Raw genomic sequence first — 22,459 nt, forward strand, 5'->3', positions numbered from 1 at the left:
ATGGACTCAGGCCGGGACCTTCTCGCGGCTGCGCGTCGGCGCGGGCGGCGCCTCCGGCCCGTCCTCCCGCCGCCGGCGGCGGGCGACCAGCGCCAGCACGATGCCGAGGATGCCCAGCCCGGTCAGGATCCACTGCGGCCAGCCGCCGAGCTTGATCGCCAGCGTCTCGGTGTCGCGGATCGGCACGTTCGCGACGTACACGTCGCGGACGAACTGCCCTGACTTGTGCTCGACCTTGCCGGTCGGCTGGATGACTCCGGAGATCCCGCTGGTCGACGCGATCAGCACGGTCCGGCCGGTCTCGATCGCGCGCATCCGCGTGATCGCAAACTGCTGCTCGGGCTGCCCGGTGCCGCCGTACGTCGCGTTGTTCGTCTGCACCACCAGGACCTGGGCACCGCCCTTGACCACGTCCGAGATGACGTTGTCGTAGGCGAGCTCGAAGCAGATCACATCGCCGTACGTGACGCCGCGGATCGGCATCACACCAGGAACCTTGCCGGGAGCCGTCTGCCGGCCGATCATCTCGAGGCGCTTGATGTACGGCAGCAACTGGTCGCGGAAGGGGATGTACTCACCGAAGGGCACCGGGTGCCGCTTGGCGTAGATCTGTCCGGGTCCGCTGGCCGGGTCCCAGACGACGCCGGTGGTCTGCCGCTCGTTCGGGCCCGGGCCGTCGAGGACCGCGCCGACCAGGATCGGTACGCCGACGGCCTTGACTGCCTCCTCGATGTCGGCCTTGGTCTCGGGGTCCTGGAACGGGTCGATGTCGGTCGAGTTCTCCGGCCAGATCACCACGTCCGGCTTGGCTTCGGTGCCCTCCTCGACCCGCTTCTGCAGGTCGAGGGTCGCGGCCAGGTGGTTGCGCGTGACGGTCCGGGCGCGGCCGAGGAACTCCAGTCCCTTGCCGGGCACGTTGCCCTGCACCATCGCCGCCGTCACGGTCTTGCCGTTGCCCTCGGTCGAGAGGGTGATCAGCGAACTGCCGCCGACGATCGCCACGCCCGCGACCAGCGCGACGATCCGGAGCCGCATGCTGCTCTCCAGCCGCAGTACGGCGTACACGAGGACTCCGAGGAGCGCGACGACGAAGCTCAGGCCCGGGATGCCGACGAACGACGCCAGCCTGCCGACCGGGGAATCCGAGAGCGCCCACGCGAGCCGTCCCCACGGAAAGCCTCCGAACGGGATGGACGCGGCCGCGAACTCGGTCGCGACCCACAGGCACGGGATCCACAACATCCACAGTTTGAGCTTCAGCACCTGCGTCGCGAACAACCCGAAGACCGCATAGAACAGTCCCTCGAGGATGGCCAGCGCGATCGCGGCGTCGCCGCCGATGACCGTGAGCCAGGGAACCAGGACCGCGTAGTACGTGATGCCGAAGCCGGCGCCGATCAGGAAGCCGGCCTTGGCCGAGGCACCGTTCAGCGCGGCCAGGAAGAGCGGTACGGCGATGATCGTCAGCCAGGGGTGGTCGTGCGGTTCGAAGGCCAGGCCGAGCAGCGCGCCGGCGCCGATGGCCACCGCAACCCTCGGCAGGACACGTCCCAGAGCCTTCAAACGGTCCACGCGGTATCCCCTTGTCCTCACTGCCCGGCAGACGCCGGTCGCACGACCGTACAACGTTCCGGACACGCCAATGTATCCGGTCAGTAGCCAATAGGCAGCGATCGCGGAAAGTGAAGGGAGATCAGCAGAGTGCGAGGAAGTGAAAAGGCCTCAGAAATCAGTGGGTTGTCGATCACTGTCGGTGAAGCCCGGCCCGACCACAAGGAAAGAGGCTCGGCGCTCCTTCGGACCAACCGTCGGACCGCTGGCTGCGAACCGTCCGGCTGTTGTCTACTGGCCGCCGAGCCTCTTCCACCTCTGCCCCGCGGGGGGCTAACCACCGGCGATCTCAGCCCCCGTCGACTCAGGCCTGGCACTGGCCTGGTCAGCGTCGCGGGATCATCCGGTGGCCGAACTTCGTGTGACCGTTGATAAAACGGGATATGACGACTCCCAAAACGATGCTCGCTGACGGCGACGGTGTCAACCTCTCCAGCGGCTCCTTGAAGCCGTTGTAACACATTCGCCTGTACTCACTGGAAAAACGAGGAAACTTCAGCGGGGTCACGTTACAGAGCCGTCTCGGCACTCCACGTGATCGTTACCCTGGGCAACTATTCGTCACCCAACCGGTACGACGACCGTTCCCTTTGCGCGCGTGATCACAAGCGGTTGCGGCAGCACCTCGGCCGCCGACTCGGACACGTCCGGCCGGCCGCGGCAGATCACCGACGCACTGAACTCGATCTCCCGGCTGCGGTTGCCGACCCGGCTGATGGTTGCCGTCACCTCCACAACGTCGCCGGCCCGCAACGGCTGCAGGAACTGCACATCGGAGTACGACGCGAAGAGGCCCTCGTCGCCGTCGGCCTGGATGCAGACCTCGGTCGCGACATCGCCGAACAGTCCGAGCACATACGCACCGTCGACCAGATTGCCCGCGTAGTGCGCATGGCTGTACGGCACATAGCGCCGATGCGTCGCAGTCAGGCCAATAGTTGCCTTTGACACCTATGCACTCCTCTTCGCAGGGACTCGCTTCGTCACGAGCGCATCGACCAGGTAGCTGGCCACCTCGCCCGGTGTGGTGCCTCGGCCGAAGACCCGGTCCACGCCGAGTTCGCCGGCCATCTGCTCGGTGAAACGGGGGCCGCCGGCAACCAGCACCGGTCGCGCGTCCTCGGCGTAGGCCTCCCGGAACGCGGCCGACATCTCCTTGGTGTTCAGTACATGCGCCTCGCGCTGGGTCACCACCTGCGAGACCAGGATCGCGTCCGCCTTCTCCGCCTTGGCCCGTCGGACCAGCTCCGGTACGGCGACCTGGGCGCCGAGGTTCACCACCTTCAGCTCGCGGTAGTACTCCAGGCCCTTCTCCCCCGCGAACCCCTTGATGTTCATGATCGCGTCGATGCCGACGGTGTGCGCGTCGGTGCCGATGCAAGCGCCGACTACCGTGAGCCGGCGGCGCAGGCTCTTCCGGATCGCGAGGTTCACTTCTTTGGGCGAGAGCAGCGGGTAATCGCGCTCGATCACCTCGACCTTGGAGGTGTCGACGAGGTGGTTCACCGGTCCGTACACCACGAAGAACGTGAAGTCCGGACCCATCGCCTTGGCGTGCACGACCAGTGCCGGGTCCATCCCCATCTTGTTCGCCAGTTGTACGGCGGCTCCCTCGGCCCGCTTGTCGTGCGGGATCGGCAGAGTGAACGACAGCTGCACCATGCCGTCACCGGTGGTGTCGCCGTACGGCCGGATGATGGTCACTGGTCCTCCTCCAACAGCTCGATCGCCGGGTTGTAGTACTCCGGCGATCTGCGCGCGATGCCCTCGAGGCCACGGCCCGCGTCCTGGGGGCGCTTCATCAGGCCGAAGGTGCCGTCGCCGATCGCGTTCAGCAGGCCGTCGTCGACGATCTCCTCCAGCAGTTCGACCGACTCCCCCAGCACCTGCCGGGCGCGCTGGGCGATGAAGCCGTCCGGTGCCGGACGGAAGTCCTCGTGAAGGTTGCCTGCGGCCCCCAGCACGTAGCGGACGTTCTGCAGCGCCAGGTCCCGGTCCGAGATCCACGGTGTCACCACGGCCTCGGTCATCATCCCGACCAGCAGGATGCCCTGCCCGGTCATCGCGCCGACCAGGTTGAAGAATCCGTCCAGCAGGTAGCCGCGGAACACGTCACCGGTCATGTGCCGGGTCGGCGGCATCCACTTCAGCGGCGCGTCCGGGAACAGTTGCCGGGCCAGCATCGCGTGCGCGAGCTCCAGCCGGAACGAGTCCGGCAACTCCGGGTTGATCTCGAACGCGTGCCCGAGGCCGAGCTGCCAGTCCTGCAGTCCGGCCTCCTTGGCGAAGTACTCGTTCAGCAGCTGCGACACGGTCACCGTGTGCGCGGCCTCGACCGCGTCCGCGGTGGTCAGGTAGTTGTCCTCGCCGGTGTTGATGATGATCCCGGCGCGGGCGTGGATCTGCCGGCTGAACCGCTGGTCGACGAAGGTCCGGATCGGGTTGATGTCACGGAACAGGATCCCGTACATCGAGTCGTTCAGCATCATGTCGAGCCGCTGCAGCCCGGCCAGGGTCGCGATCTCCGGCATGCACAGTCCGGACGCGTAGTTCGTCAGCCGGATGTAGCGGCCGAGCTCCTTCGACGACTCGTCCAGGGCGGCTCGCATCAGCCGGAAGTTCTCCTGCGTCGCGTACGTGCCCGCGAAGCCCTCCCGCGTCGCCCCTTCGGGCACGTAGTCAAGCAGCGACTGCCCGGTCGACCGGATCACGGCGATGATGTCGGCGCCGGCGCGAGCCGCCGCCTGCGCCTGCGGGATGTCCTCGTAGATGTCGCCGGTGGCAACGATCAGGTAGATCCACGGCCGCTGCTCGGGGTCACCGTGGCGCTTGATCAGCCGGTCCCGCTCACGCCGCCGTCCGTCGATCCGCTTCATTCCGGCCGCCGCGGCCTTCCGCGCCGCGGCCCGGGCCCGTACGGCGTCCCGTCCCTCGGGCAGCCGGAACGTCACCGAGCCCGAGGCCGCCTTCTGCGCGAGGACAGCCAGGTCCTCCGCCGCGCCGCGGACCAGCGCATCCCACACAGGCAGCGCGAGACCATGCTCCAGGCCGACGTCCGCCCGCACCGTGTCCGCGAGCCGGTTCACCCACGGGATGCCTTCGGTGTCCGCGCCGGTCAGCCCGGCCAGGCGCAGTACAGCTCGCTCGACCGAGACCGTCGTGTGCTGCCGGGCCAGGTTGACGATCGGCCGGCCGGCCTTGCGGGCCAGGCTGCGTGCCTTCCGGACGATGACCGGATCGAGGTCGAGCTTCTTCACAGCACGCGTCACACCGACCATGACTGGGACCATCCTTCGACTTCATAGATCACACGGCCACCAACGGCGGTCCGCAAGCAAGTGGGCGTTCCCTCACTGAGGTCCGGCAGCACGGGTACGCCGGCCCGCGGATCCGTCGACCACGCAGCGACACGCTCGTCCGGCGTCTGCACGACCAGGTCCGCGTCGCTCTGCCAGATCGCGTACGTCGCCGCCGTACCGGGCGCGAGGACTCCGGCGTCGTCGATCCCTGCCGCCCGCCAGCCACCTCGAGTGTGGGCCTGGAACGCGGACCGCACGGTCATCCGCTCCGCCTTCTCGTGATGGAACGCGGCCGCCCGCACAGCATCCCAGCCACCGAGCTCGGTCACCGGCGAGTCCGAACCGAACGCCAGTACGACGCCTGCTCGCGCCAGCGAACCGAACGGGTTCATCCCCCGCCACCGCTCGCCGACCCGCTCGGCGTACATGCCGTCCGGACCACCCCACAGCGCGTCGAACATCGGCTGGACACTGGCGACCACTCCACACTGCGAGAGGGTGGCGATCGCAGTCTCGTCGACCATCTCGACGTGCTCGAGCCGGTGCCGCGCGGCGACCAGCGCCTGTACACCGACCTTCTCGGCGGCCAACTGGAAACCGCGGACGATGTTGTCGAGCGCCTGGTCGCCGATGCAGTGGAAGCCGGCCTGCACGTTCCGCTCGGTGCACGCGATCACGTGCTCGGCGATCTGCTCCGGCGTCAGGTAAGCGTGGCCGCGGTGGTCCGCGCGATCGGCGTACGCCTCCCGCAACGCGGCCGTCCGCGACCCGAGCGCGCCGTCCGCGTTCAGGTCACCCGCCAGGCCTGCCAGGTCGTACGTCGCGATGTGTTCGAAGACGCCGGGCTCACCCCAGTAGAGGGTCGCCGACAGACCAAGCTCGTCGGCGACCTCGCGCACGAGCGGAAGCTCCCACAACGGACCGATGTGCGGCGCGGCCATCTCGTGGAACGCACCGATCCCCTTCGAGGCCATCGCCGTCAGCGCGGCCTCGATGTCCTTGCGGCGCTGGTCCGGCCCGATCAGCTCACTGAGTGCGTCCCGGACGGCGTGATGGGCGTCGCGCTCGACGCGGCCGGTGGCGTCGTACCCGTCGCCTGTTGCCGCAGGCACCAATGGCGACGAGATCACACCGGAGTGGCCGTCGACGCGGGATAGGTAGACCCGGCGTCCCGCGGCAGCCCGGTCCAGCTCCTCGGCCGTCGGCGGGCGACCTTCGGGCCACTTCGTCTCGTCCCAGCCTGCCCCGTCGATGACTGCATCCGCCGGAAGATCCGCGGCGAAGGAAGCAAGGCGGTCGAGGGCTTCGGTCAGCGAGGTGGTGCCCGCGAGGTCGAGGCCGGTCAGCAGGGCGCCGGTCTGCGCGGTGTGGACGTGGGCGTCGACGAAGGACGGCGTGACCAGCCTGCCGTCGAGGTCGATCACCTCGTCGGCACCGTCGGCGTACGAGCCCGCGCCGGTGTCGTCACCGAGCCAGGTCACCACGCCGTCGTCGAAGGCGATCGCGGTGGCATGCGGGTCGGCGGGTGAGTAGACGGAACCGTTCGTCAGAAGTGTGCGCACGGACTAATCCTCCGCCAGCCTGCTCTCGAACAGACCGCGGACACCCGGCTCGGTCCGCAACAGCTCGAGCGCGTAGTCGGCATGCCCGGGCACGTAGCCGTTGCCGACGAGCATCGTCACGTCCGCAGCCAGGCCCTCAGCACCCAGCGCGGCAGCGGAGAACGACGTCGCCATGGAGAAGAAGATCACTGTCCCACCAGCCGCCGTCGACAGGACGGCGCCGTGCTCGCAGCCCGGTACGTCGACGCACACGACGGTGATGTCAGCCGGTCCCCCGGCTTCCTCGACGGCCGTGGCAAGGGCCACCGGGTCCCGCGCGTCGGCCAGTGTGACGACGTCGGCCAGGGCTGCGGCAATCAGCCGGTCCTTCTCGGACTCGACGGGCACGATCCCGATCGTGCGCGCCGCGCCGGCCTGCCGTGCGGCGGCCAGCGAGAGCGACCCACTTTTACCTGCGCCGCCAATTACTGACACGACAGGCTTTGTGCCTTTGTCGACATACTCGCGCACCACGCGAGCGGTCAGAGCGGGCGCTCCGCAGACGTCCATCACGGCCAGCGACAGCTCAGGTTTCAGGTCGTCGGGCAGCTTGGCCACGATCGAGCGGGCGAACAGGATCGCGTGTCCCTGCGCCGGGACCTGCTCGCTCCGGCCGTCCCAGCGCGCAAGCTCGTCGGTGATCTGCAGCGGGGTGAGCGTCAGGGACACGAGCGTGGCGACTCGGTCACCCTTGCGTAGGCCGAGCGGCGACTCCGGGCCGGCCTCGTCGACCATGCCGACCAGCATCCCGCCGGAGCCGGTCACCGGGTTCTGCATCTTGCCGCGGGTCCCGATGATGTCGAGCACCGCGCGGCGGATCGCCGTACCGTCGCCGCCGTGCGCCTCGGCCAGCTGGCGGTACGACGCGGCGTCGAGATTCAGCCGCTCGACCGCGATCCGGACCTCGTCAGGCCAGATCTCGGGGCGTGCGTCGAGCTTGTCCGCCGCCTGCGGCAACACGCCGGACGGCGCGAGTACGCGGTGCAGTCCTACCGGGCTCGACGACACGGGGCCTCCTTGGGGGATCAGGCAAAATACTACTGAAACTAGCTCTTGACGAGATTTCTTGCGGCGTACTGTTGGATCTGAGGGAAGTTCTATCGCTATCCTCACATGAGACCGCACTACCCCTGAAGCCCCCGGAGGACTCGTGACCGACCTGATCAGCCCGGAGCTGGGCGTCCCGGAGCCCAGCGAGCGCGATCTCGCGGGCCAGCCGTACGCGTACCGGCGGGCCGAGCTGGTGGAGCCGGACTGGACCCGGCTGCCCGGCTGGAAGGACGTGACGGCCGAGGAGTGGCGGTCGGTGCAGTGGCAGCGGTCGCACTGCGTGAAGAACGTCAAGCAGCTGCGCGACGTGATGGGCGACCTGCTCGAGGATCGGCTGTACGACGACCTGACCCGGGACCAAGCCGAGCGCGCCACCATGTCGATGCTGCTGCCGCCGCAGATGCTGAACACGATCGTTCCCAACGACGACTACGCGGGGACCTTCACCGAGGCGTTCTACGCCGATCCGGTCCGCCGCTACATGCTGCCGGTGTTCAGTGACCGCCGTACCGACTGGCCGTCGCATCCGCACGCGACCCGGGACTCGTTGCACGAGCATGAGATGTGGGCCACAGAGGGGTTGACCCACCGCTACCCGACCAAGGTTCTCGCGGAGATCCTGCCGACGTGCCCGCAGTACTGCGGGCACTGCACCCGGATGGACCTGGTCGGCAACTCGACGCCGGTCATCGACAAGCTGAAGTTCACCGCGAAGCCGCAGACCCGGCTCGACGACATGCTCGACTACCTGCGCCGTACGCCGGGTGTGCGGGACGTGGTCGTGTCCGGCGGCGACGTGGCGAACATGCCGTGGCCGCGGCTGGAGTCGTTCCTCACCAGCCTGCTGGAGATCGAGAACATCCGCGACATCCGGCTGGCCACCAAGGCCCTGATGGGCATGCCACAGCACTGGCTGTCCGACGACGTCCGGGCCGGCGTCGAGCGCGTGGCTCAGCTGGGCCGGCGGCGGGGCGTGATGATCGCGATGCACACGCACGTGAACGCCGCCCAGTCGGTGACGCCCTTGGTGGCCGAGGCAACAAAGGCGATGTTCGAGGCAGGTCTGCGCGACGTCCGCAACCAGGGTGTGCTGATGCGCGGCGTGAACGACTCGGTGCCGCAGTTGCTCGACCTGTGCTTCGCGCTGCTCGACGGCGCGACCATCACGCCGTACTACTTCTACATGTGCGACATGATCCCGTTCTCGGAGCACTGGCGGGTGTCGGTCCGCGACGCGCAGCACCTGCAGCACGGGATCCTCGGCTACCTGCCCGGCTTCGCCACCCCACGCATCGTCTGCGACGTCCCGTACGTCGGCAAGCGGTGGGTGCACCAACTGTCGGAGTACGACGAGGTCCGCGGCATCTCGTACTGGAAGAAGAACTACCGCACCGGCATCGAGCAGCAGGACCCCGAGGCGCTCAACCGCACATACGAGTACTACGACCCGATCGACACCCTCCCGGCCGAGGGCCAGGACTGGTGGCGGCAGCACGCCGGCACCTCCCTCGCCGAAGCCGAGAAGCGCGCCGCCGCGTCCCGCGCCGCCGCCGAGTCGCAGAAGCTCTTGCAGATCAACTGACTCCCGATCCCGCCTTCGGTGCCACCAATGCAGGGGGTGGCACCGGGGGCGTTCTACAGCGCCTGCCGAAGGTTCGTTGGGCGTTCTACAGGGCCTGCCGAAGGTTCGTTGCCTCCAGCACCTGAGTGTCCGTCGGCGTGGCCCCGCACCCGGCCGCGATCACCCGGAGCGTGCTGGGCAGGTCGCCGTACGCGCCGATGAAGCGCTCGTACGCCGTCGCATCGAACTCGCGCGCGAACGCGCCGGCATCGACGCCCAGCGGCACCCTACGACAGGACGCCCACGATCTACTGCCCGGCAGCAGCGTCGCACTGGTGCTGCGGGCCGAGTGTGCGCAGCAGGTCCAGCGCGTCGGTCTGGCCGGGTGGCGGAGTGAAGACTCGTAGGCGCTGGTCTGCCGCGGGTGTCGCCAGTACCTCGCAGTCGAACTCGATGCGACCGAGGTCGGGATGGTCGAGCCGGTACGGATGTGATCTGCGTACGGCGACCTCGTGCCGGTCCCAGAGTGCCGCGAACTCCGGGCTGGCGGCGCGGAGCCGCGTGACAAGGGTGCGGGAGGCCTCGTCGTTCCCGCGGCGCGCCACGGCTGCGCGCAGATCCGCGACCAACTGCCGGGCCTGCTCCTCGCGCTCCTCGGCCGCGAATTGCCTTCGTACGTCGGGCTCGGTGAACCAGCGCACCACGATGTTGCGGTCCTCGTGAGCCACGTCGCACACACACCCGAACAACGCCAGCGCCATGTCGTTCTGCGCCAGCAGGTCGCCCAGATCACTCAGGACCTGGACCGGAACGCCTTCCAGCCGGTCGAGGATGTAGAGCATGGCCGGCCCGAGGTAGTCCCCGGCCCGTGCTCCCTCCGGCGGCCGCTGCCCGGCGAGCAGGTACAGGTGGTCGCGCTCGTCGACATTCAGCCGTAGCGCGCGGGCCAATGCCGCCAGCATCTGTGTCGAGGGCTGCGGGCTCCGGCCCTGCTCCAGCCGCATGAGGTAGTCGGCCGACATACCCGCCAGCTGCGAGACCTCTTCGCGACGGAGTCCCGGCGTACGACGCCTGGGGCCTTCGACCAGCCCGACGTCGCGCGGACCCAGCCGTTCCCGGGACCGGCGCAGGAAGTCGGCGAGGTCCTCGCGGTTCATGGCCATAGCGCTAGTGAACCACCGTTTCCCCAGCGCATCCTCGGACTGCCGATCCTAGGCAAACCGCTCCTCTCCCGAGCCGTCGATGGCGAGCGCATAGTCGACGCCTGTCCGGTCCGAACGAGGAAGGCTGTTTCATGAAGGAATCCGTACTGGAAGTCCCCGGCGCACGACTGCACCACTTCGTCCGTGGTTCAGGTCCCCTGCTCGTACTCATTGCCGGAGGATTCGGGGACGCCACCGTGACCGACGCGCTGGCAAACCATCTGGCGGACAGGTACACCGTCCTCACCTACGACCGTCGAGGCCTGTCCGGGAGCACCACCGACTCGCCGGCTCTGACGGTGGCGACCCACGCCGACGACATCTCCCTCCTGCTCGCCACCGTCACCACAGAACCGGCGTACGTCTATGGCAGCAGTTTCGGCGGCCTGATCGCGCTTGAACTCACCCTCAAGAACCCTGATCAGGTCGGCACGGTCGTCGCCCACGAAGCCCCCGTCACCCAACTCCTGCCCGCCCCGGAACGCGCCGTTGCCATCCAGGACTTCCTCACGGTCGAAGAAACCTTCGCGACAGAAGGCGTCGGTCCTGCGCTCAGCTACTACGCGAAGTTCCTGGACCTCGACCCGACGGACCGCGAGGCTGACAACCCGCTCCGCACCCCTGGTCCCGACCACCTCCCGAACGCAACGGTCCTCCTGGCCCACGACACTCCGGCCATCCGCACCCACACCTTCAATCTCACCGACTTCCAGAACTCCCCGGTCCGCATCATCCCCGCCGCCGGCCAGGACTCGACCCACATCTGGCCGAACAAATGCGCCGAACTCCTCGCCGACCACCTAGGAGTCCCCTGCGAGCCCTTCCCCGGCGGCCACAACGCCTACACCTACCACCCCCGAGCCACCGCCCACCGCCTCCACCAAGTCCTCACCTCATGACTCGTCACTCCCAGCACCTCGGCACGCGAGACAACGCAGCCACAACTGAACTGCCGTCACGGTCCCCGCCGGATTCAGAATGTTCTGGCAGTGCGCATCCCATTTCCCGGTCGCTTCGTAGGCGGCACCCGCCTCCTGACACTTGTGACAAGCATTGGGCTGCGAATACCGCACATCCCGGTAGAAGTTTCCGGAGGGCGGCAGTGCCGTCACACACGAAGGAATCGCCAGCATCCCGTTCTCCGCGGGCGCCGCCGAGGCAAAGCCAGTACTGACGATGCCGCCCAGAACCAGCGCCATCACCACACCGGCAAGAACGCCAGCCTTCCTGACATAATTCTTCATCGCATCGCACACTCCTCATGAGGGCTTGAAACTCAATGGGCGTGAATTCCCGCTCCGCCAACTCGGGAAGTCCGCCGAGCAGCCCAAGCCTCAGCCATCCCCCTTTCAATCCGCTGTCATCAGCAAGAGGCGTTGTGCTCCCCGCCACGCCGTACGCCCACTGGCGGGTTGTTTCACAACTGACGCCCAACAACCCGGCCAGTCACCACACAACCAGCCACCCACAGAGCCGCCGCTCGGCGACCCGCGCCGCAGGCGCCAGCAAACAGTTGCCGCGGACGGCCTCGTCGGTTGTTCAGAGGGCGGGTGGGCGGCGTTCGTAGGGGGTGCTGAGGACGATGGTGGTGGTGGTGGAGACGTTGGCTCGGGCCCGGATGGTGGCCAGGAGGTTTTCGAGGGCGACCGGGGAGGCGACCCGGACGACGAGGATGTAGCTGGAGTCGCCGGCGACGGAGTAGCAGGACTCGATCTCGGGGACGTCGCGGAGGCGCTCGGGTGAGTCGTCGGGCTGGGACGGGTCGATCGGACGGATCGAGATCAGCGCGGTCAGCGGCAGGTCGAGCGCGGTGTGGTCGACGGTGGCGGCGTACCCCTGGATGATGCCGCGTTGCTCGAGCCGTTTGACCCGCTGGTGCACCGCCGACGTGGACAGGCCGGTCGCCTTGCCGAGGTCGGTAAAGCTCATCCTGCCGTCGCTGGCCAGCAGCCCGACAATCTTGCGATCCAGGTCCTCCATTCCGCAGACCTTACTCGTGACAACCGCCCTGGGCAGCCGACCTGCTCACAGAGCAGACGGCGGGACAGTCAGCCGCGCAGGGCGGTCAGGACCGCCAGCACCCGGCGGTTCACATCCGCCGACGGTTCGAGGCCGAGTTTGCGGAACAGTTGAGCAGAGGTCGCCTCTACCGTCCGCTCGCTGATCACCAACTCGGCCGAGATGGCCGAGTTGGACCGGCCCTCGGCCATCAGCCTGAGGATCTGGCTCTCCCGCGGTGTCAGCCGGCCCAGCGGCGAGTCCGGCCGCCGTCGCTGCATCAGGCGCGCCACGATCGTCGGGTCGAGGACGCATTCGCGCTCGACGACTCGGCGCAGCGCGTCGACCAGAACCGCGATGTCCGACACCCGCTCCTTCAGCAGGTAGCCCAATCCAGCGGGCTGATCGGCGAGCAGTCGCTCGGCGTACCGCGGCTCCAGGTACTGGCTGAGCAGCACAACCGCCGTACCAGGGTGTTGGCGCCGGATCTCGCGGGCCGCCACCAGGCCCTCGTCCTTGTGTCCCGGCGGCATCCGGATGTCGACGATCGCAACGTCCGGACTCTCCAGGCCGACCAACCGCATCAGTTCCGAGGCGTCCGCGGCCTCGCCAACGACCTCGACCCCGGCGTCGGTCAGCAGCCGGGCCAGGCCGGACCGGATCAGCATCACGTCGTCCGCCACGACTACCCGCATGGGATCACCGCCTGGAACTCGTCGCCGTCGACAACCAAATCCCCGCCGACAGCCCCGATCCGATCAGCCACTGGGATCAGGTCCGGACGCCGTACGACCGCCCCACCCGGATCGAGCCGGACCTGCGCCGTCAGCACCCCAGCCTCCTGCCGTACGACGATCTCCGCCGTGGTCCGCGCAGTCGGCTCGACGACGCCGCCAAGAACGCCGACCACCATCGCGTACGCCGCCATCGCCACATCCGGAGCAGGCTCGTCGGTCATGCGCAGCTCCAATCGAGCCGGGACATCCGAGCTGGCGACCAAGTCCCGCAGCGCCGGTCCCAGCCCTTCGTCGATCAACACGCCGGGAAAGATGCCGTGTGCCAGCCCTCGCAGCTGGGCTAGTGCCTCACGCACCTTCCGTGCTGCAGACTCGATCCGCTCGGCCGCCTCGTGGTCGGGAACGGAACGAGCCACCTGCAACTGGAATCCCGCACCAACCAGCCGCTGCTGCGCGCCATCGTGCAGGTCACGCTCGATCCGATGCCGCTCCGCATCGGAGGCAGCGACAACCCGGCGCTGGGATGCGCGCACCTCCGCCAAACGGGCTTGCAGGACAGCGTTGAGGTGAGCGTTGCGAAGGGCAAGCAGTGCGGCCGGCGCCAGGCCTGCCATCACGTTGCCCGGCTCGACGCGGTCCGCGAGAACCAGGCGCACGATCGGCGTCTGCCCGTCGTACAGGAGCAAGGTTCGCGCGGTCGGCGGATCGATCCGTACCTCGACCCCGCGTATGTCGAGCCAGCTGTGATCGGCGGCGAAGTGCACGCCGACAACTGGCCCGCTGAGCACCGATCCAGGCGAGAGTGTGTCCGCCAGCCGCTCCACGCCGCCGCGGATCCGCACGATGCGCAAGTGCAGGCCGACGGCGGCGGCGCCGACGATCGCCACGGCGAACGGCTCCAGCGGCCAGACCCAGACCTGCGGGCGTTCGGCATCGAACCCGAGCCAGCGCAGAAAGACCAGCCCACTCAGGGCGGCCGCGGCGAGCACCGTCGCACCTGTGAGGAGCCGGACTCGAGGCCCTCGCACGACCGCGACGACCGAGGCCGCGGCAGCCGCAACCGTCAGTACGCTCGCGAGTCCCACAGCCGAGCGAGTGTCCAGCACCGGCGCGAGCACCGCGGGCACCCGGGCACACACCTGTCCGCAAGCAGGGTGCTCGAACGGGTCGTACCCGAGGAAGTGGACGACCGTCGCCGTACCGGCCAGGCCGATCACCATCGGTGACAGCCGCCGCCGAGTCGCTCGCCAGAGCAGGGCTACCTCAGCCGTGGCAGCAACTACCAGAGGCGCGGTCGCGATCAACGCGAGTCGGAGGCGATCCGGGAGGCCGGGCGCGAGCGATATCCACGGCAGGACTGCGAGGAAGGTGGCGATCGCCAAGGCCGCAGCCGATCCGGCCGCATGCCAGCCGATCGCCAGGGCTCCGGCCGCCGAGATCAGGACCGCGAGGGCGAGCGCCAGCATCAACCCATCGGGTGGGCGCACGGCCGTTACCTGCGAGGCCGTGACGACACCCACCGTGAGGGTCATGCTGACCATTGTGGGGCTGGATGGACGATCCGGATGCCGTGCTAGCCCCATCGAACTCACGAGCCACCACGGTCGGCGACGTGCCGATCCACGCCTAGCGTCCGAAACGACCGGACTTCAGGTGGGGCCTGGGTCGGTTCGAGGAGGCAGTCGATGAACAGATGGAGCACCCTGGGCGTCCTGGCCCTGGCGGCGACGCTTACGTCCTGTACGGGCGCGAAAGGCGTCGACAAGGCGGGCGGAGAGACCACGGTCATCACGCTCGCCACGATCGACGTCGTCAACAACAACGGACAGTCCTTCGGCCCGCAAGCCTTCGTGGACCGCCTCGGGCAGCTGTCCGGTGGCCGGCTCAAGGTCGAGGTGCGGACCGACTACGGCGGCGGTGCACCTGAGGCGGAATCCAATCTGGTCAAGGCGATCGGCGACGGCCAGGTGGACGGCGGGTGGCCGTCCACCCGCGCGTTCAACGGCGCCGGGATCAAGGGGCTGGCCGCCGTCGAGGCGCCGCTGACCATCACCAACTACGCAGCCGAGAAGCAACTGGTCGCCGCCCCCGTCGCGGACGCCTTGCTGAAGCGTCTCGAGTCCACCGGGATCGTCGGGCTCGGCCTGGCCGTCGGGCCGCTGCGTCGGCCCTTCGCGGTGAAGGCCCCGCTGCTGGGACCGTCCGACTGGAGCCACGCCCGGTTCCGTACCTACAACTCACCGGTCCAGCGGGCCACCGTTCGCAGCCTGGGCGGTACCCCGCTCAACCTCGGCCTCGGCTGGGTCGACGAAGCACGCCTGGGGCGGCTCGACGGCGTCGAGCTCGACATCGCGCAGTACGTCAAGATCAACATGCCGCACTCGGCCGGCAACGTCACCGCGAACGTTGTCCTCTGGCCCAAAGTCTTCGTGCTGAGCATGAATCGTGAGCGTCTCGAATCCCTCACCGCCCAGCAACGCAAGTGGATCGACCAGGCGGCCAAGGACGCCACCAAGGCCTCGATCGACGCGACGTACGACGAGACGAGCATCGCTGCCGCCCTGTGTGGGCAGGGCGTCCGATTCGCCGGCGCGCAGCCGGATCAGATCGCGGCGCTGCGGGCGAAGGTGCGTCCCGTCATCGACCGGCTGGCCGCCGATCCGGACGACGGACCGATCCTGAAGCAGGTCCAGGCAGTCGCCGCGGCGAACCCGGCGATCGAGGCACCAACGGTGTCGGCCGCCTGCCAGAACTCCCCGGCCGCAGGCACTGAACTCGGCCCGATCCCGGCCACGGCGTCCGAACTGCCGGCTGGTGTCTACCGCGTGGAGATCAAGCTGGCCGATCTGGCAGCGGCCGGGGCATCGAATGACGACGGTCTCACCGGCATCTGGACGTTGCGGGTCCGCGGCGGACAGTACGAGGTCACCTGCCGCGCACTCGACGACCCGGGCGTGGACTGCGGGAACGACGTGTACGACGGTCCGGTGGAGGTCGGCGATCTGCGGGGCACCGGACATACGGCGTTCTTCGTCTACCGGGCCGACCGACTGTCCCAACTCACCGGGTGTCAGTTGCCGGTGTCGCAGTCACTGGCCGGGCACTGCTTCGCCGTTCAGAACTACCGGATGGACTGGAAGCTCGAAGGTGACCAACTGACCTTCTTCAACTACCCGAGCGACTGGACAGACGTGCAGTACCCGTTCAAACCGTGGCTGAAGATCGGCTGAGCGGTACCGTCGCGGTCAGCGTCGTACCGGCTCCGGGTGGTGAGTCCACCCGGAGCCGACCGTCGTACGCCGCCAAGCGGTCGCGCAGTCCGGTCAGGCCCGAACCAGCGGGATCCGCGCCGCCGCGACCGTCGTCGGCGATCACCGCCGACACCGCGCCATCCTGACGTTGGATGGTGATGGTGGCGCGCCCGACGCCCGCGTGCTTGACGACGTTGGCCAGCGCTTCGGAACAGACGTAGTACAAGGCGGCTTCGAGAGCCGGATCAGCCGCGGCCTCTGCGTCGTACTGTAAGGCCACCTCGGCCGGTATGCGTTGGGTCAGCGCCAGCAGCGCGGGCCCGAGCAGACCGTCGCCGAGTCTCGCCGGCGGTATCCCCACCACGAGGGCGTCGATCTCCTCCGCGGCGGTGGCTAGTGAGCTTTCGACCATCGCCACGGCCGCTTCGGCGTCGCCGGCCAGCCCGAGTCGTCGCGCGCCGGCGAGCTCGATCCTGGCGTCGGTCAGGAGCGCCATCAGGTGGTTCCGGAGTTCGGCGGCGACCGCTGCGCGCTGGTCGTCGGCCGCGGCAACCACCCGCGCGCGGGCCGCCTCGAGGTCGCGCAGCCGAACGATCTGCAGGTCGCGCAACCGCAGGTTGACCGCCGCCAGCCGGACCGCGGCCTCTGCTGCCCTGGCCGTCGGCGGGTCCTGCAGTACGGCGGCGTCGTGGTCGATCACGGCCACAGGTACGCCGTCATCGTTCACCCGCAACCGACGACGGTTCGACAGAGCCTCCTCCTCCGGAGCCTCCGGCCAAGACCAGACGCGCAGGTCGGGATCATCGAGCGCGTCAGCCAGCACGGCCGCGATCGCGGCGAGTCCCTGCGGAGCGCGATCCGACAACACCCGGTCCGCCAGCCGGCGCCGCTCCTGAACGACGGACCGGGCGGCGAGGGGGAACGAGGCCGCGATCAGGAGCAGCACCAGCTGGTAGATCAGCAGGGCGAGCTCCGGACCGAGCAGACTCGGAAACCTCGGCACCAGCCAGGACACCGTGAGTGCACCAGCCGTCGCCACGGCCGACAGCGACGGGTACAACCGCCCGCCTGTGGTCACGACGACCAGCACGAAGAGCGCCGCCACGCCGAGCTGGGGAACGAGACCTGTCGTCACCACGACGGCGGCCACCGTGAGGAACCATGCGGCGCGTCCGCGGAGGTGCCCGGTCGGAAAGGTCTGCAGCGCAACGATCAGCAGACCCTGGTGCAGCAGGTTCGCTTGCGGAGCCAGCGTCCCGAGCAGCCACGCGGCACCGATGGCAGCGATCCACAAACGCTGCCGAAAAGGCCCGGCCGGTATCGCTCCCGCACCGAGGAACGCCAGCCCGACCGCGAGGTCCGCCGCGACCATCCACATGCCGCCAGAGTGTGCCTCGCAGTCGGGCTGCGGCAACTGTCGGGCAACTGTCGGGCAACTGTGAAAGCATCGCTCCATGGCTCAGACAGACCAGCGGCTGATGCTGCTCGATACCGCGTCGTTGTACTTTCGCGCCTTCTTCGGCGTGCCGGACACGATGAAGGCTGCCGACGGTACGCCGACCAACGCGGTCCGTGGGCTGCTCGACTTCATCGCGCGGCTGACGGAGAACCACCGGCCGACTCATATGGTGGCGTGCTGGGACGACAACTGGCGGCCGTCCTGGCGGGTCGCGCTGATCCCGTCGTACAAGGCGCAGCGGGTCGAGTTCGTGACGCCGAAGGGCGAGCAGGTCGAGGACGTGCCGGACCGGCTCGAGGTCCAGGTGCCGTACATCCGCGCCTGCCTGGAGGCCCTCGGCATCGCCATCGTCGGCGCGGCCGACCACGAGGCCGACGACGTGATCGGCACGCTGTCGCACCAGTCGAAGATGCCGGTCGACGTCGTCACGGGCGACCGCGACCTGTTCCAGCTGATCGACGACAGCCGCGGCATCCGGATCGTCTACACCGCCGCGCGCGGAGTCGGGCGGGCCGAGGTGTACGACGAGAAATCGCTGCTCGCCAAGTACGACGTCCCCGCGAACCGGTACGCCGACTTCGCGACGCTCCGCGGTGACGCCTCCGACGGTCTGCCGGGCGTCAAGGGCATCGGTGAGAAGACAGCAGCCTCCCTGGTCACGGCGTACGGCGATCTGGACGCGATCCGGGCCGCGGCCGCCGACGCGAGTACGCCGATGTCGCCGTCGGTGAAACGCAAGATCCTCGAGGCGAGCGACTACCTCGACGTCGCGCCGAAGGTGGTCGCGGTGGCCAAGGACGCGCCAGTCGGCAAGTTCGACGCGACCATCCCGAGCGAGGTGAAGGACCCCGAACGCTGGCTCGACCTGGTCGAACTGCTCGAGCTCGGCGGCAGCGCCCAGCGGGTCATGAACGCACTCAACCTGGGACCGAAGGCATGACCAGAACTGTCGAGCTGGCGGAGCAGTTCCGCGAAGAGATCGTCACACTCCGCCGGGCGCTGCACCAGGTGCCGGAGTACGACCTCGAACTGCCAAAGACCCAGCAACTCATCCTCAGCGCGCTGGCGGGTCTGCCGCTGGAGATCACGCTCGGCAAGGACCTGTCCTCGGTGACCGCCGTACTGCGCGGCGGAGGCGGCCCCGGACCGGTCGTCCTGCTCCGCGGCGACATGGACGCGCTGCCGGTGATGGAGCGGACCGACGTGCCGTACGTGTCCCAGCATCCCGGGATGATGCATGCCTGCGGCCACGATCTCCACGTCGCCGGACTGGTCGGCGCCGCGAAGATCTTGTCGGCGATGCAGGCCGAGCTCGCCGGGGACGTGGTGTTCATGTTCCAGCCGGGCGAAGAGACCAGCGGCGGGGCGCCGATCATGATCCGCGAGGGCGTTCTCGACGCCGCCGGCCGGCGCGCGGATGCGGCGTACGGGCTGCACGTCGGGTCGGCAGGGCTGGCGCGCGGGATGTGGAGCAGCAAACCCGGCTCGTTCATGGCGGCGGCCGACCAACTGCACGTTCGCGTCGTGGGTGCGGGAACGCACGGGTCGACGCCGTACCGCGGCAAGGACCCGATCCCGGTGCTCTGCGAGATCGTGACCGCGCTGCAGACCATGATCACGCGGCAGTTCGACGTGTTCGACCCGGTCGTGCTCACGGTCGGACGGATCGCCGGCGGCACGAAGGAGAACATCATTCCCGACGACGCGTTCTTCGACGCGACCGTCCGGACGTTCTCCGAGGAAGCGCGCGCGAAGGTGCAGCAGGCGTCGATCCAACTGGTCGAGTCGATGGCCACCGCGCACGGGCTGGTCGCCAAGGCCGAGTACCAGATCGGCTACCCGGTGACGGTCAACAACGTCGAGGAGTATCAGTTCGCCCGCGACGTCATCGTCGATGTCTTCGGCCCCGACCGCTTCCGCGAACGCGCCAATCCGCGCTGTGGCGCCGAGGACATGTCCTACGTCCTCAACGAGGTCCCCGGCGTCTACCTCAACCTCAGCGCCTGCCGATCCGCCGACCCCGACGCGGCCGCCGACAACCACTCCCCCTTGGCCGACTTCGACGACTCCATCCTCCCCGACGGAGCCGCGCTCCTGGCCGAACTCGCCGTACGCCGGATCGCCCGATGATCAGCCCGACGAGGAACTTCGTGGAGGTTGCCGACGGCTACCTCTACTACGAGCAGCACGGCCAGGGCCCGGATGTCGTGCTCCTGAACGGCGGTCTGGCCGACGTACGGATGTGGGACTCGACGGTGGCGTGGCTGTCGGAATCAGCCCGGGTCACCACCTGGGACTACCGCGACAACGGGCTCTCGTCGGCGTCGTACGCGGCGTACAGCGAGATCGACGACCTGGCGGCGGTCATGGACGCGGCGGGCGTTGAGCGCGCGGTGCTGATCGGCTCATCGGATGGTGCCCGGCGGGCGTTAGGGTTCGCACACCGGTATCCCGACCGGGTTCGCCGGGTGTGTGCGGTGGCCGGATCGTTCGGAGAGTTCGCGGACGCAAGCCCGGCCGAGGCGGCGGCTCGCGTGGTGATGCGGGAACACTTCACCCGTCTCGAGGAGATCCTGGCCGCTGACGGAATCCCTGCTGCCGCGGCGTACGACGTCAGTGGCTGGTGCCCGATGGTCAACGACGCCGACCGCCGCCTGCTGGTCGGCCTCGCGATCGCCAACTCCCGCGTGCTGACCATGCCCGTGCATCACGGCGAGGAGCTCGATCCCCCGATCAAGACCCGGTTCGCCGAACTCAAGCCGCCGCTGTCCGTGCTCGTCGGCGGCCGCGACTTCCAAGGCACCCAACTCTGGGCCGCCCGCCTCGCCACCCAGGCCCCAACGGCCGACCTCACGACCATCCCCGAGGCCGACCACATGCCGATGTTCTCGGCCCCCGACGACTTCCGCCGCTTCGTCACCGACGCACTGTCTGCCTGACCCGATCGCGCCGCAACGCCGCCGCACTCAGCCCGATGCCAAGCACCGTTGCCAGAGCGGCGGCAAGATAGACCGACGCCAGACCCGCACCGGCGATGACCCGGCCGCCGACCCAGCCGGCGAAGGCGGCCGCCACTTGGTACGCCGACGCGTTCACGGCGATCGCCAGCGTCGGGGCAGCGGCGGCTGTGGTGAGGACGCGGGTCTGCATGCCCGGGATGACTGAGAAGCCGACCGCGCCGGCGGCGAAGACGAGGAGCCCGGTGATCACGGGATGCGGGCTTGCCCAAAGGGCGACGAGCAGTACGACGAGGAGTGCGAGCGCACCGAGTTGGGACGGGAGGAGCGCGCGGTCCGCGAGGCGGCCGCCGACCAGGTTGCCAATTGTTGCGCCGACGCCGTAAACGAGGAGCATCGGTGCGACGGCTGCTGCCGCGAACGCACCCGGGCCGGTCAGCAGCGGGGCCAGGTACGTGAACACCATCAGCAGGCCGATGTTCGCCACCGCGGTGATGGTGATGGCGAGCAGCAGGTCACGGTTCCGGAAGACGCTGAACTCCCCGAACGCGCGGCTCCGGGTGACCGGCTGGTCCCCGGGCACCAGCCTGGCGACCAGCAGCAGGCCGACGGCGCAACAGGCGGTGATCGCGCCGAACGTCGAGCGCCAGCCGAACGCCTCGCCGATCCAGGTGCCGAGGGGTGCGCCGAGGATCATCGCCAGATTCATCCCGAAGACAAGCCTCGCCACGGTCGAGGCCTGCTTGCCCGCGGGCGCGGCCGACGTCGCGATCACGATCGCGTTGGCGAAGAAGGTCGATGTCACCAGCGCGGTCACGACCCGTGCCGCGAACAGGACGCCGTACCCGGGAGCGACGGCCGACAGCAGGTTGCCGGCGACGGCGACGGCCAGCAGGCCGAGGACGAGCGGCTTGCGCGGACGACCGGCGGTGATTGCCGTCAGCAACGGTCCGCCGACGATCATTCCGAGCGCGTACGCCGTGACCAGCAGCCCGGCCGCGGGGATCGACACGCGCAGATCGCCGGCCACGGCGGGCAGGATCCCGGCCAGCACGAACTCGCCGGTGGTGACACCGAAGACACAAACCAGCAGCGCCGCGAGAGAGCGCTCCATCACAGCGCGTCGACGGTGCCGTCGACGACGTCGAGCAGGGCCTGGCGGTCGTCGGTGACCTTCGCGAGGACGCGCAGGCCGTAGTACGCGCTCTGGAACATCCGCGCGACCTGCAGTGGCGGCCGGTCCGCCCGCAACTCGCCAGTGCTCTGGCCGATCGAGATCAGCACGGCGAGCGCGCCCTCGAGATCCTGGAACTGCCGCGCGACCAGGCCGCCGACGTCACCGGTTCGGCCTGCCACCTCGGTCGCCGCATTCAGCGCCAGGCAACCGCGCCGGCCGGGATCCTTCAGATCCAGGTCGATCATGCTGATCATCAGGTCGCGCAGTCGCTGCCGCGCCGAGCCGCCGTTCGGCGCCAGCTCGTCCAGCTGCAGGGCCGCGCGGGTTGCGGCGTACCGCTTGATCGAGTCCTCGTAGAGGGCGTGCTTGCTGCCGTAGGCGTTGTAGAGACTCCCCCGGCCCAGACCTGTGCGATCGCACAGGTCCTGGGTGGTCGTTGCCTCGTATCCCTTCTCCCAGAACAGCTCCATCGCCGCGTCGAGCACGGCACTGTCGTCGAACTCCCGAGGTCTGGCCACCCCGGCACGCTAACCCATTCTGTACCGCGCAGTCAAAA

At 68.7% G+C, this 22,459-nt stretch carries 21 protein-coding genes; 6 read left to right on the forward strand and 15 right to left on the reverse strand.

Annotation, left to right across the window (positions count from 1 at the left end):
• Positions 1-6: 6 nt before the first annotated feature.
• From lnt to kdd, 6 genes are all read right to left on the reverse strand, one after another.
• Entirely contained in the window at positions 7-1,572 is a 1,566-nt protein-coding gene (gene lnt / locus E0H75_RS23925) for an apolipoprotein N-acyltransferase (protein WP_131515863.1), read from the reverse strand.
• A 600-nt stretch (positions 1,573-2,172) separates the two neighbouring features.
• A complete protein-coding gene (gene kal, locus E0H75_RS23930) occupies positions 2,173-2,562 on the reverse strand; it encodes a 3-aminobutyryl-CoA ammonia lyase (protein ID WP_131515864.1) in 390 nt (129 codons plus the stop codon).
• Complete coding sequence (kamE, locus tag E0H75_RS23935; RefSeq protein WP_131515865.1) at positions 2,563-3,315, reverse strand: lysine 5,6-aminomutase subunit beta; 753 nt, start codon at positions 3,313-3,315, stop codon at positions 2,563-2,565.
• A complete protein-coding gene (gene kamD, locus E0H75_RS23940; protein ID WP_238163234.1) occupies positions 3,312-4,889 on the reverse strand; it encodes a lysine 5,6-aminomutase subunit alpha in 1,578 nt (525 codons plus the stop codon). Before kamD ends, kamE begins: the two co-directional genes overlap by 4 nt.
• Complete coding sequence (locus tag E0H75_RS23945; protein ID WP_131515866.1) at positions 4,877-6,472, reverse strand: amidohydrolase; 1,596 nt, start codon at positions 6,470-6,472, stop codon at positions 4,877-4,879. Before E0H75_RS23945 ends, kamD begins: the two co-directional genes overlap by 13 nt.
• 3 nt (positions 6,473-6,475) lie before the next feature.
• Positions 6,476-7,519, reverse strand: coding sequence for an L-erythro-3,5-diaminohexanoate dehydrogenase (gene kdd / locus E0H75_RS23950; RefSeq protein WP_131515867.1), 1,044 nt, complete (start codon positions 7,517-7,519; stop codon positions 6,476-6,478).
• Between the two features lie 142 nt (positions 7,520-7,661).
• Here kdd and E0H75_RS23955 point away from each other — a divergent pair, with 142 nt between their 5' ends.
• The gene (locus tag E0H75_RS23955) at positions 7,662-9,143 is read left to right on the forward strand and encodes a KamA family radical SAM protein (protein WP_202873138.1); all 1,482 of its coding nucleotides are present in this window, start codon (positions 7,662-7,664) and stop codon (positions 9,141-9,143) included.
• 85 nt (positions 9,144-9,228) lie between these two features.
• On the opposite strand, the gene E0H75_RS23960 is transcribed toward E0H75_RS23955, so the two are convergent.
• Both E0H75_RS23960 and E0H75_RS23965 read right to left on the reverse strand, forming a co-directional pair.
• Positions 9,229-9,408: a hypothetical protein gene (locus tag E0H75_RS23960; protein WP_131515868.1), complete on the reverse strand. Its 180-nt coding sequence runs from the start codon at positions 9,406-9,408 to the stop codon at positions 9,229-9,231.
• Between the two features lie 22 nt (positions 9,409-9,430).
• Complete coding sequence (locus E0H75_RS23965) at positions 9,431-10,285, reverse strand: helix-turn-helix transcriptional regulator (RefSeq protein ID WP_131515869.1); 855 nt, start codon at positions 10,283-10,285, stop codon at positions 9,431-9,433.
• 131 nt (positions 10,286-10,416) lie between these two features.
• Here E0H75_RS23965 and E0H75_RS23970 point away from each other — a divergent pair, with 131 nt between their 5' ends.
• Complete coding sequence (locus tag E0H75_RS23970; RefSeq protein ID WP_131515870.1) at positions 10,417-11,223, forward strand: alpha/beta hydrolase; 807 nt, start codon at positions 10,417-10,419, stop codon at positions 11,221-11,223.
• On the opposite strand, the gene E0H75_RS23975 is transcribed toward E0H75_RS23970, so the two are convergent.
• The 4 genes from E0H75_RS23975 to E0H75_RS23990 all read right to left on the reverse strand — a co-directional run bounded on the left by E0H75_RS23975 (position 11,218) and on the right by E0H75_RS23990 (position 14,591).
• Positions 11,218-11,568 carry a hypothetical protein gene (locus E0H75_RS23975; protein WP_131515871.1) on the reverse strand — a complete coding sequence of 117 codons (351 nt, stop codon included), beginning with the start codon at positions 11,566-11,568 and terminating at the stop codon, positions 11,218-11,220. The two genes, E0H75_RS23970 and E0H75_RS23975, sit on opposite strands and share 6 nt — an antisense overlap.
• Before the next feature lie 295 nt (positions 11,569-11,863).
• The gene (locus tag E0H75_RS23980) at positions 11,864-12,304 is read right to left on the reverse strand and encodes an Lrp/AsnC family transcriptional regulator (protein WP_131357112.1); all 441 of its coding nucleotides are present in this window, start codon (positions 12,302-12,304) and stop codon (positions 11,864-11,866) included.
• 68 nt (positions 12,305-12,372) lie between these two features.
• On the reverse strand, positions 12,373-13,017 hold the full coding sequence (locus E0H75_RS23985) for a response regulator transcription factor (protein ID WP_131515872.1): 645 nt from the start codon (positions 13,015-13,017) through the stop codon (positions 12,373-12,375).
• Positions 13,008-14,591, reverse strand: a complete 1,584-nt coding sequence (locus tag E0H75_RS23990; protein WP_165553989.1) for a sensor histidine kinase — start codon at positions 14,589-14,591, stop codon at positions 13,008-13,010. Before E0H75_RS23990 ends, E0H75_RS23985 begins: the two co-directional genes overlap by 10 nt.
• Before the next feature lie 153 nt (positions 14,592-14,744).
• Here E0H75_RS23990 and E0H75_RS23995 point away from each other — a divergent pair, with 153 nt between their 5' ends.
• Entirely contained in the window at positions 14,745-16,289 is a 1,545-nt protein-coding gene (locus E0H75_RS23995; protein ID WP_131515874.1) for a TRAP transporter substrate-binding protein, read from the forward strand.
• Here E0H75_RS23995 and E0H75_RS24000 read toward each other — a convergent pair.
• Positions 16,264-17,688: a sensor histidine kinase gene (locus E0H75_RS24000; protein ID WP_131515875.1), complete on the reverse strand. Its 1,425-nt coding sequence runs from the start codon at positions 17,686-17,688 to the stop codon at positions 16,264-16,266. The genes E0H75_RS23995 and E0H75_RS24000 overlap by 26 nt on opposite strands.
• 100 nt (positions 17,689-17,788) lie before the next feature.
• Here E0H75_RS24000 and E0H75_RS24005 point away from each other — a divergent pair, with 100 nt between their 5' ends.
• Genes E0H75_RS24005 through E0H75_RS24015 form a run of 3 tightly spaced genes read left to right on the forward strand, consistent with a single transcriptional unit; the run spans position 17,789 to position 20,708 of the window.
• Positions 17,789-18,709 carry a 5'-3' exonuclease gene (locus E0H75_RS24005; protein ID WP_131516072.1) on the forward strand — a complete coding sequence of 307 codons (921 nt, stop codon included), beginning with the start codon at positions 17,789-17,791 and terminating at the stop codon, positions 18,707-18,709.
• The gene (locus E0H75_RS24010) at positions 18,706-19,899 is read left to right on the forward strand and encodes a M20 metallopeptidase family protein (protein WP_131515876.1); all 1,194 of its coding nucleotides are present in this window, start codon (positions 18,706-18,708) and stop codon (positions 19,897-19,899) included. Before E0H75_RS24005 ends, E0H75_RS24010 begins: the two co-directional genes overlap by 4 nt.
• Positions 19,896-20,708 carry an alpha/beta fold hydrolase gene (locus E0H75_RS24015; protein ID WP_131515877.1) on the forward strand — a complete coding sequence of 271 codons (813 nt, stop codon included), beginning with the start codon at positions 19,896-19,898 and terminating at the stop codon, positions 20,706-20,708. Before E0H75_RS24010 ends, E0H75_RS24015 begins: the two co-directional genes overlap by 4 nt.
• On the opposite strand, the gene E0H75_RS24020 is transcribed toward E0H75_RS24015, so the two are convergent.
• Positions 20,686-21,840 carry an MFS transporter gene (locus E0H75_RS24020; protein ID WP_165553991.1) on the reverse strand — a complete coding sequence of 385 codons (1,155 nt, stop codon included), beginning with the start codon at positions 21,838-21,840 and terminating at the stop codon, positions 20,686-20,688. The two genes, E0H75_RS24015 and E0H75_RS24020, sit on opposite strands and share 23 nt — an antisense overlap.
• Entirely contained in the window at positions 21,840-22,421 is a 582-nt protein-coding gene (locus tag E0H75_RS24025) for a TetR/AcrR family transcriptional regulator (protein WP_131515879.1), read from the reverse strand. Before E0H75_RS24025 ends, E0H75_RS24020 begins: the two co-directional genes overlap by 1 nt.
• Positions 22,422-22,459: the final 38 nt, after the last annotated feature.

The organism is Kribbella capetownensis, assembly GCF_004331485.1.
GTDB lineage: Bacteria > Actinomycetota > Actinomycetes > Propionibacteriales > Kribbellaceae > Kribbella > Kribbella capetownensis.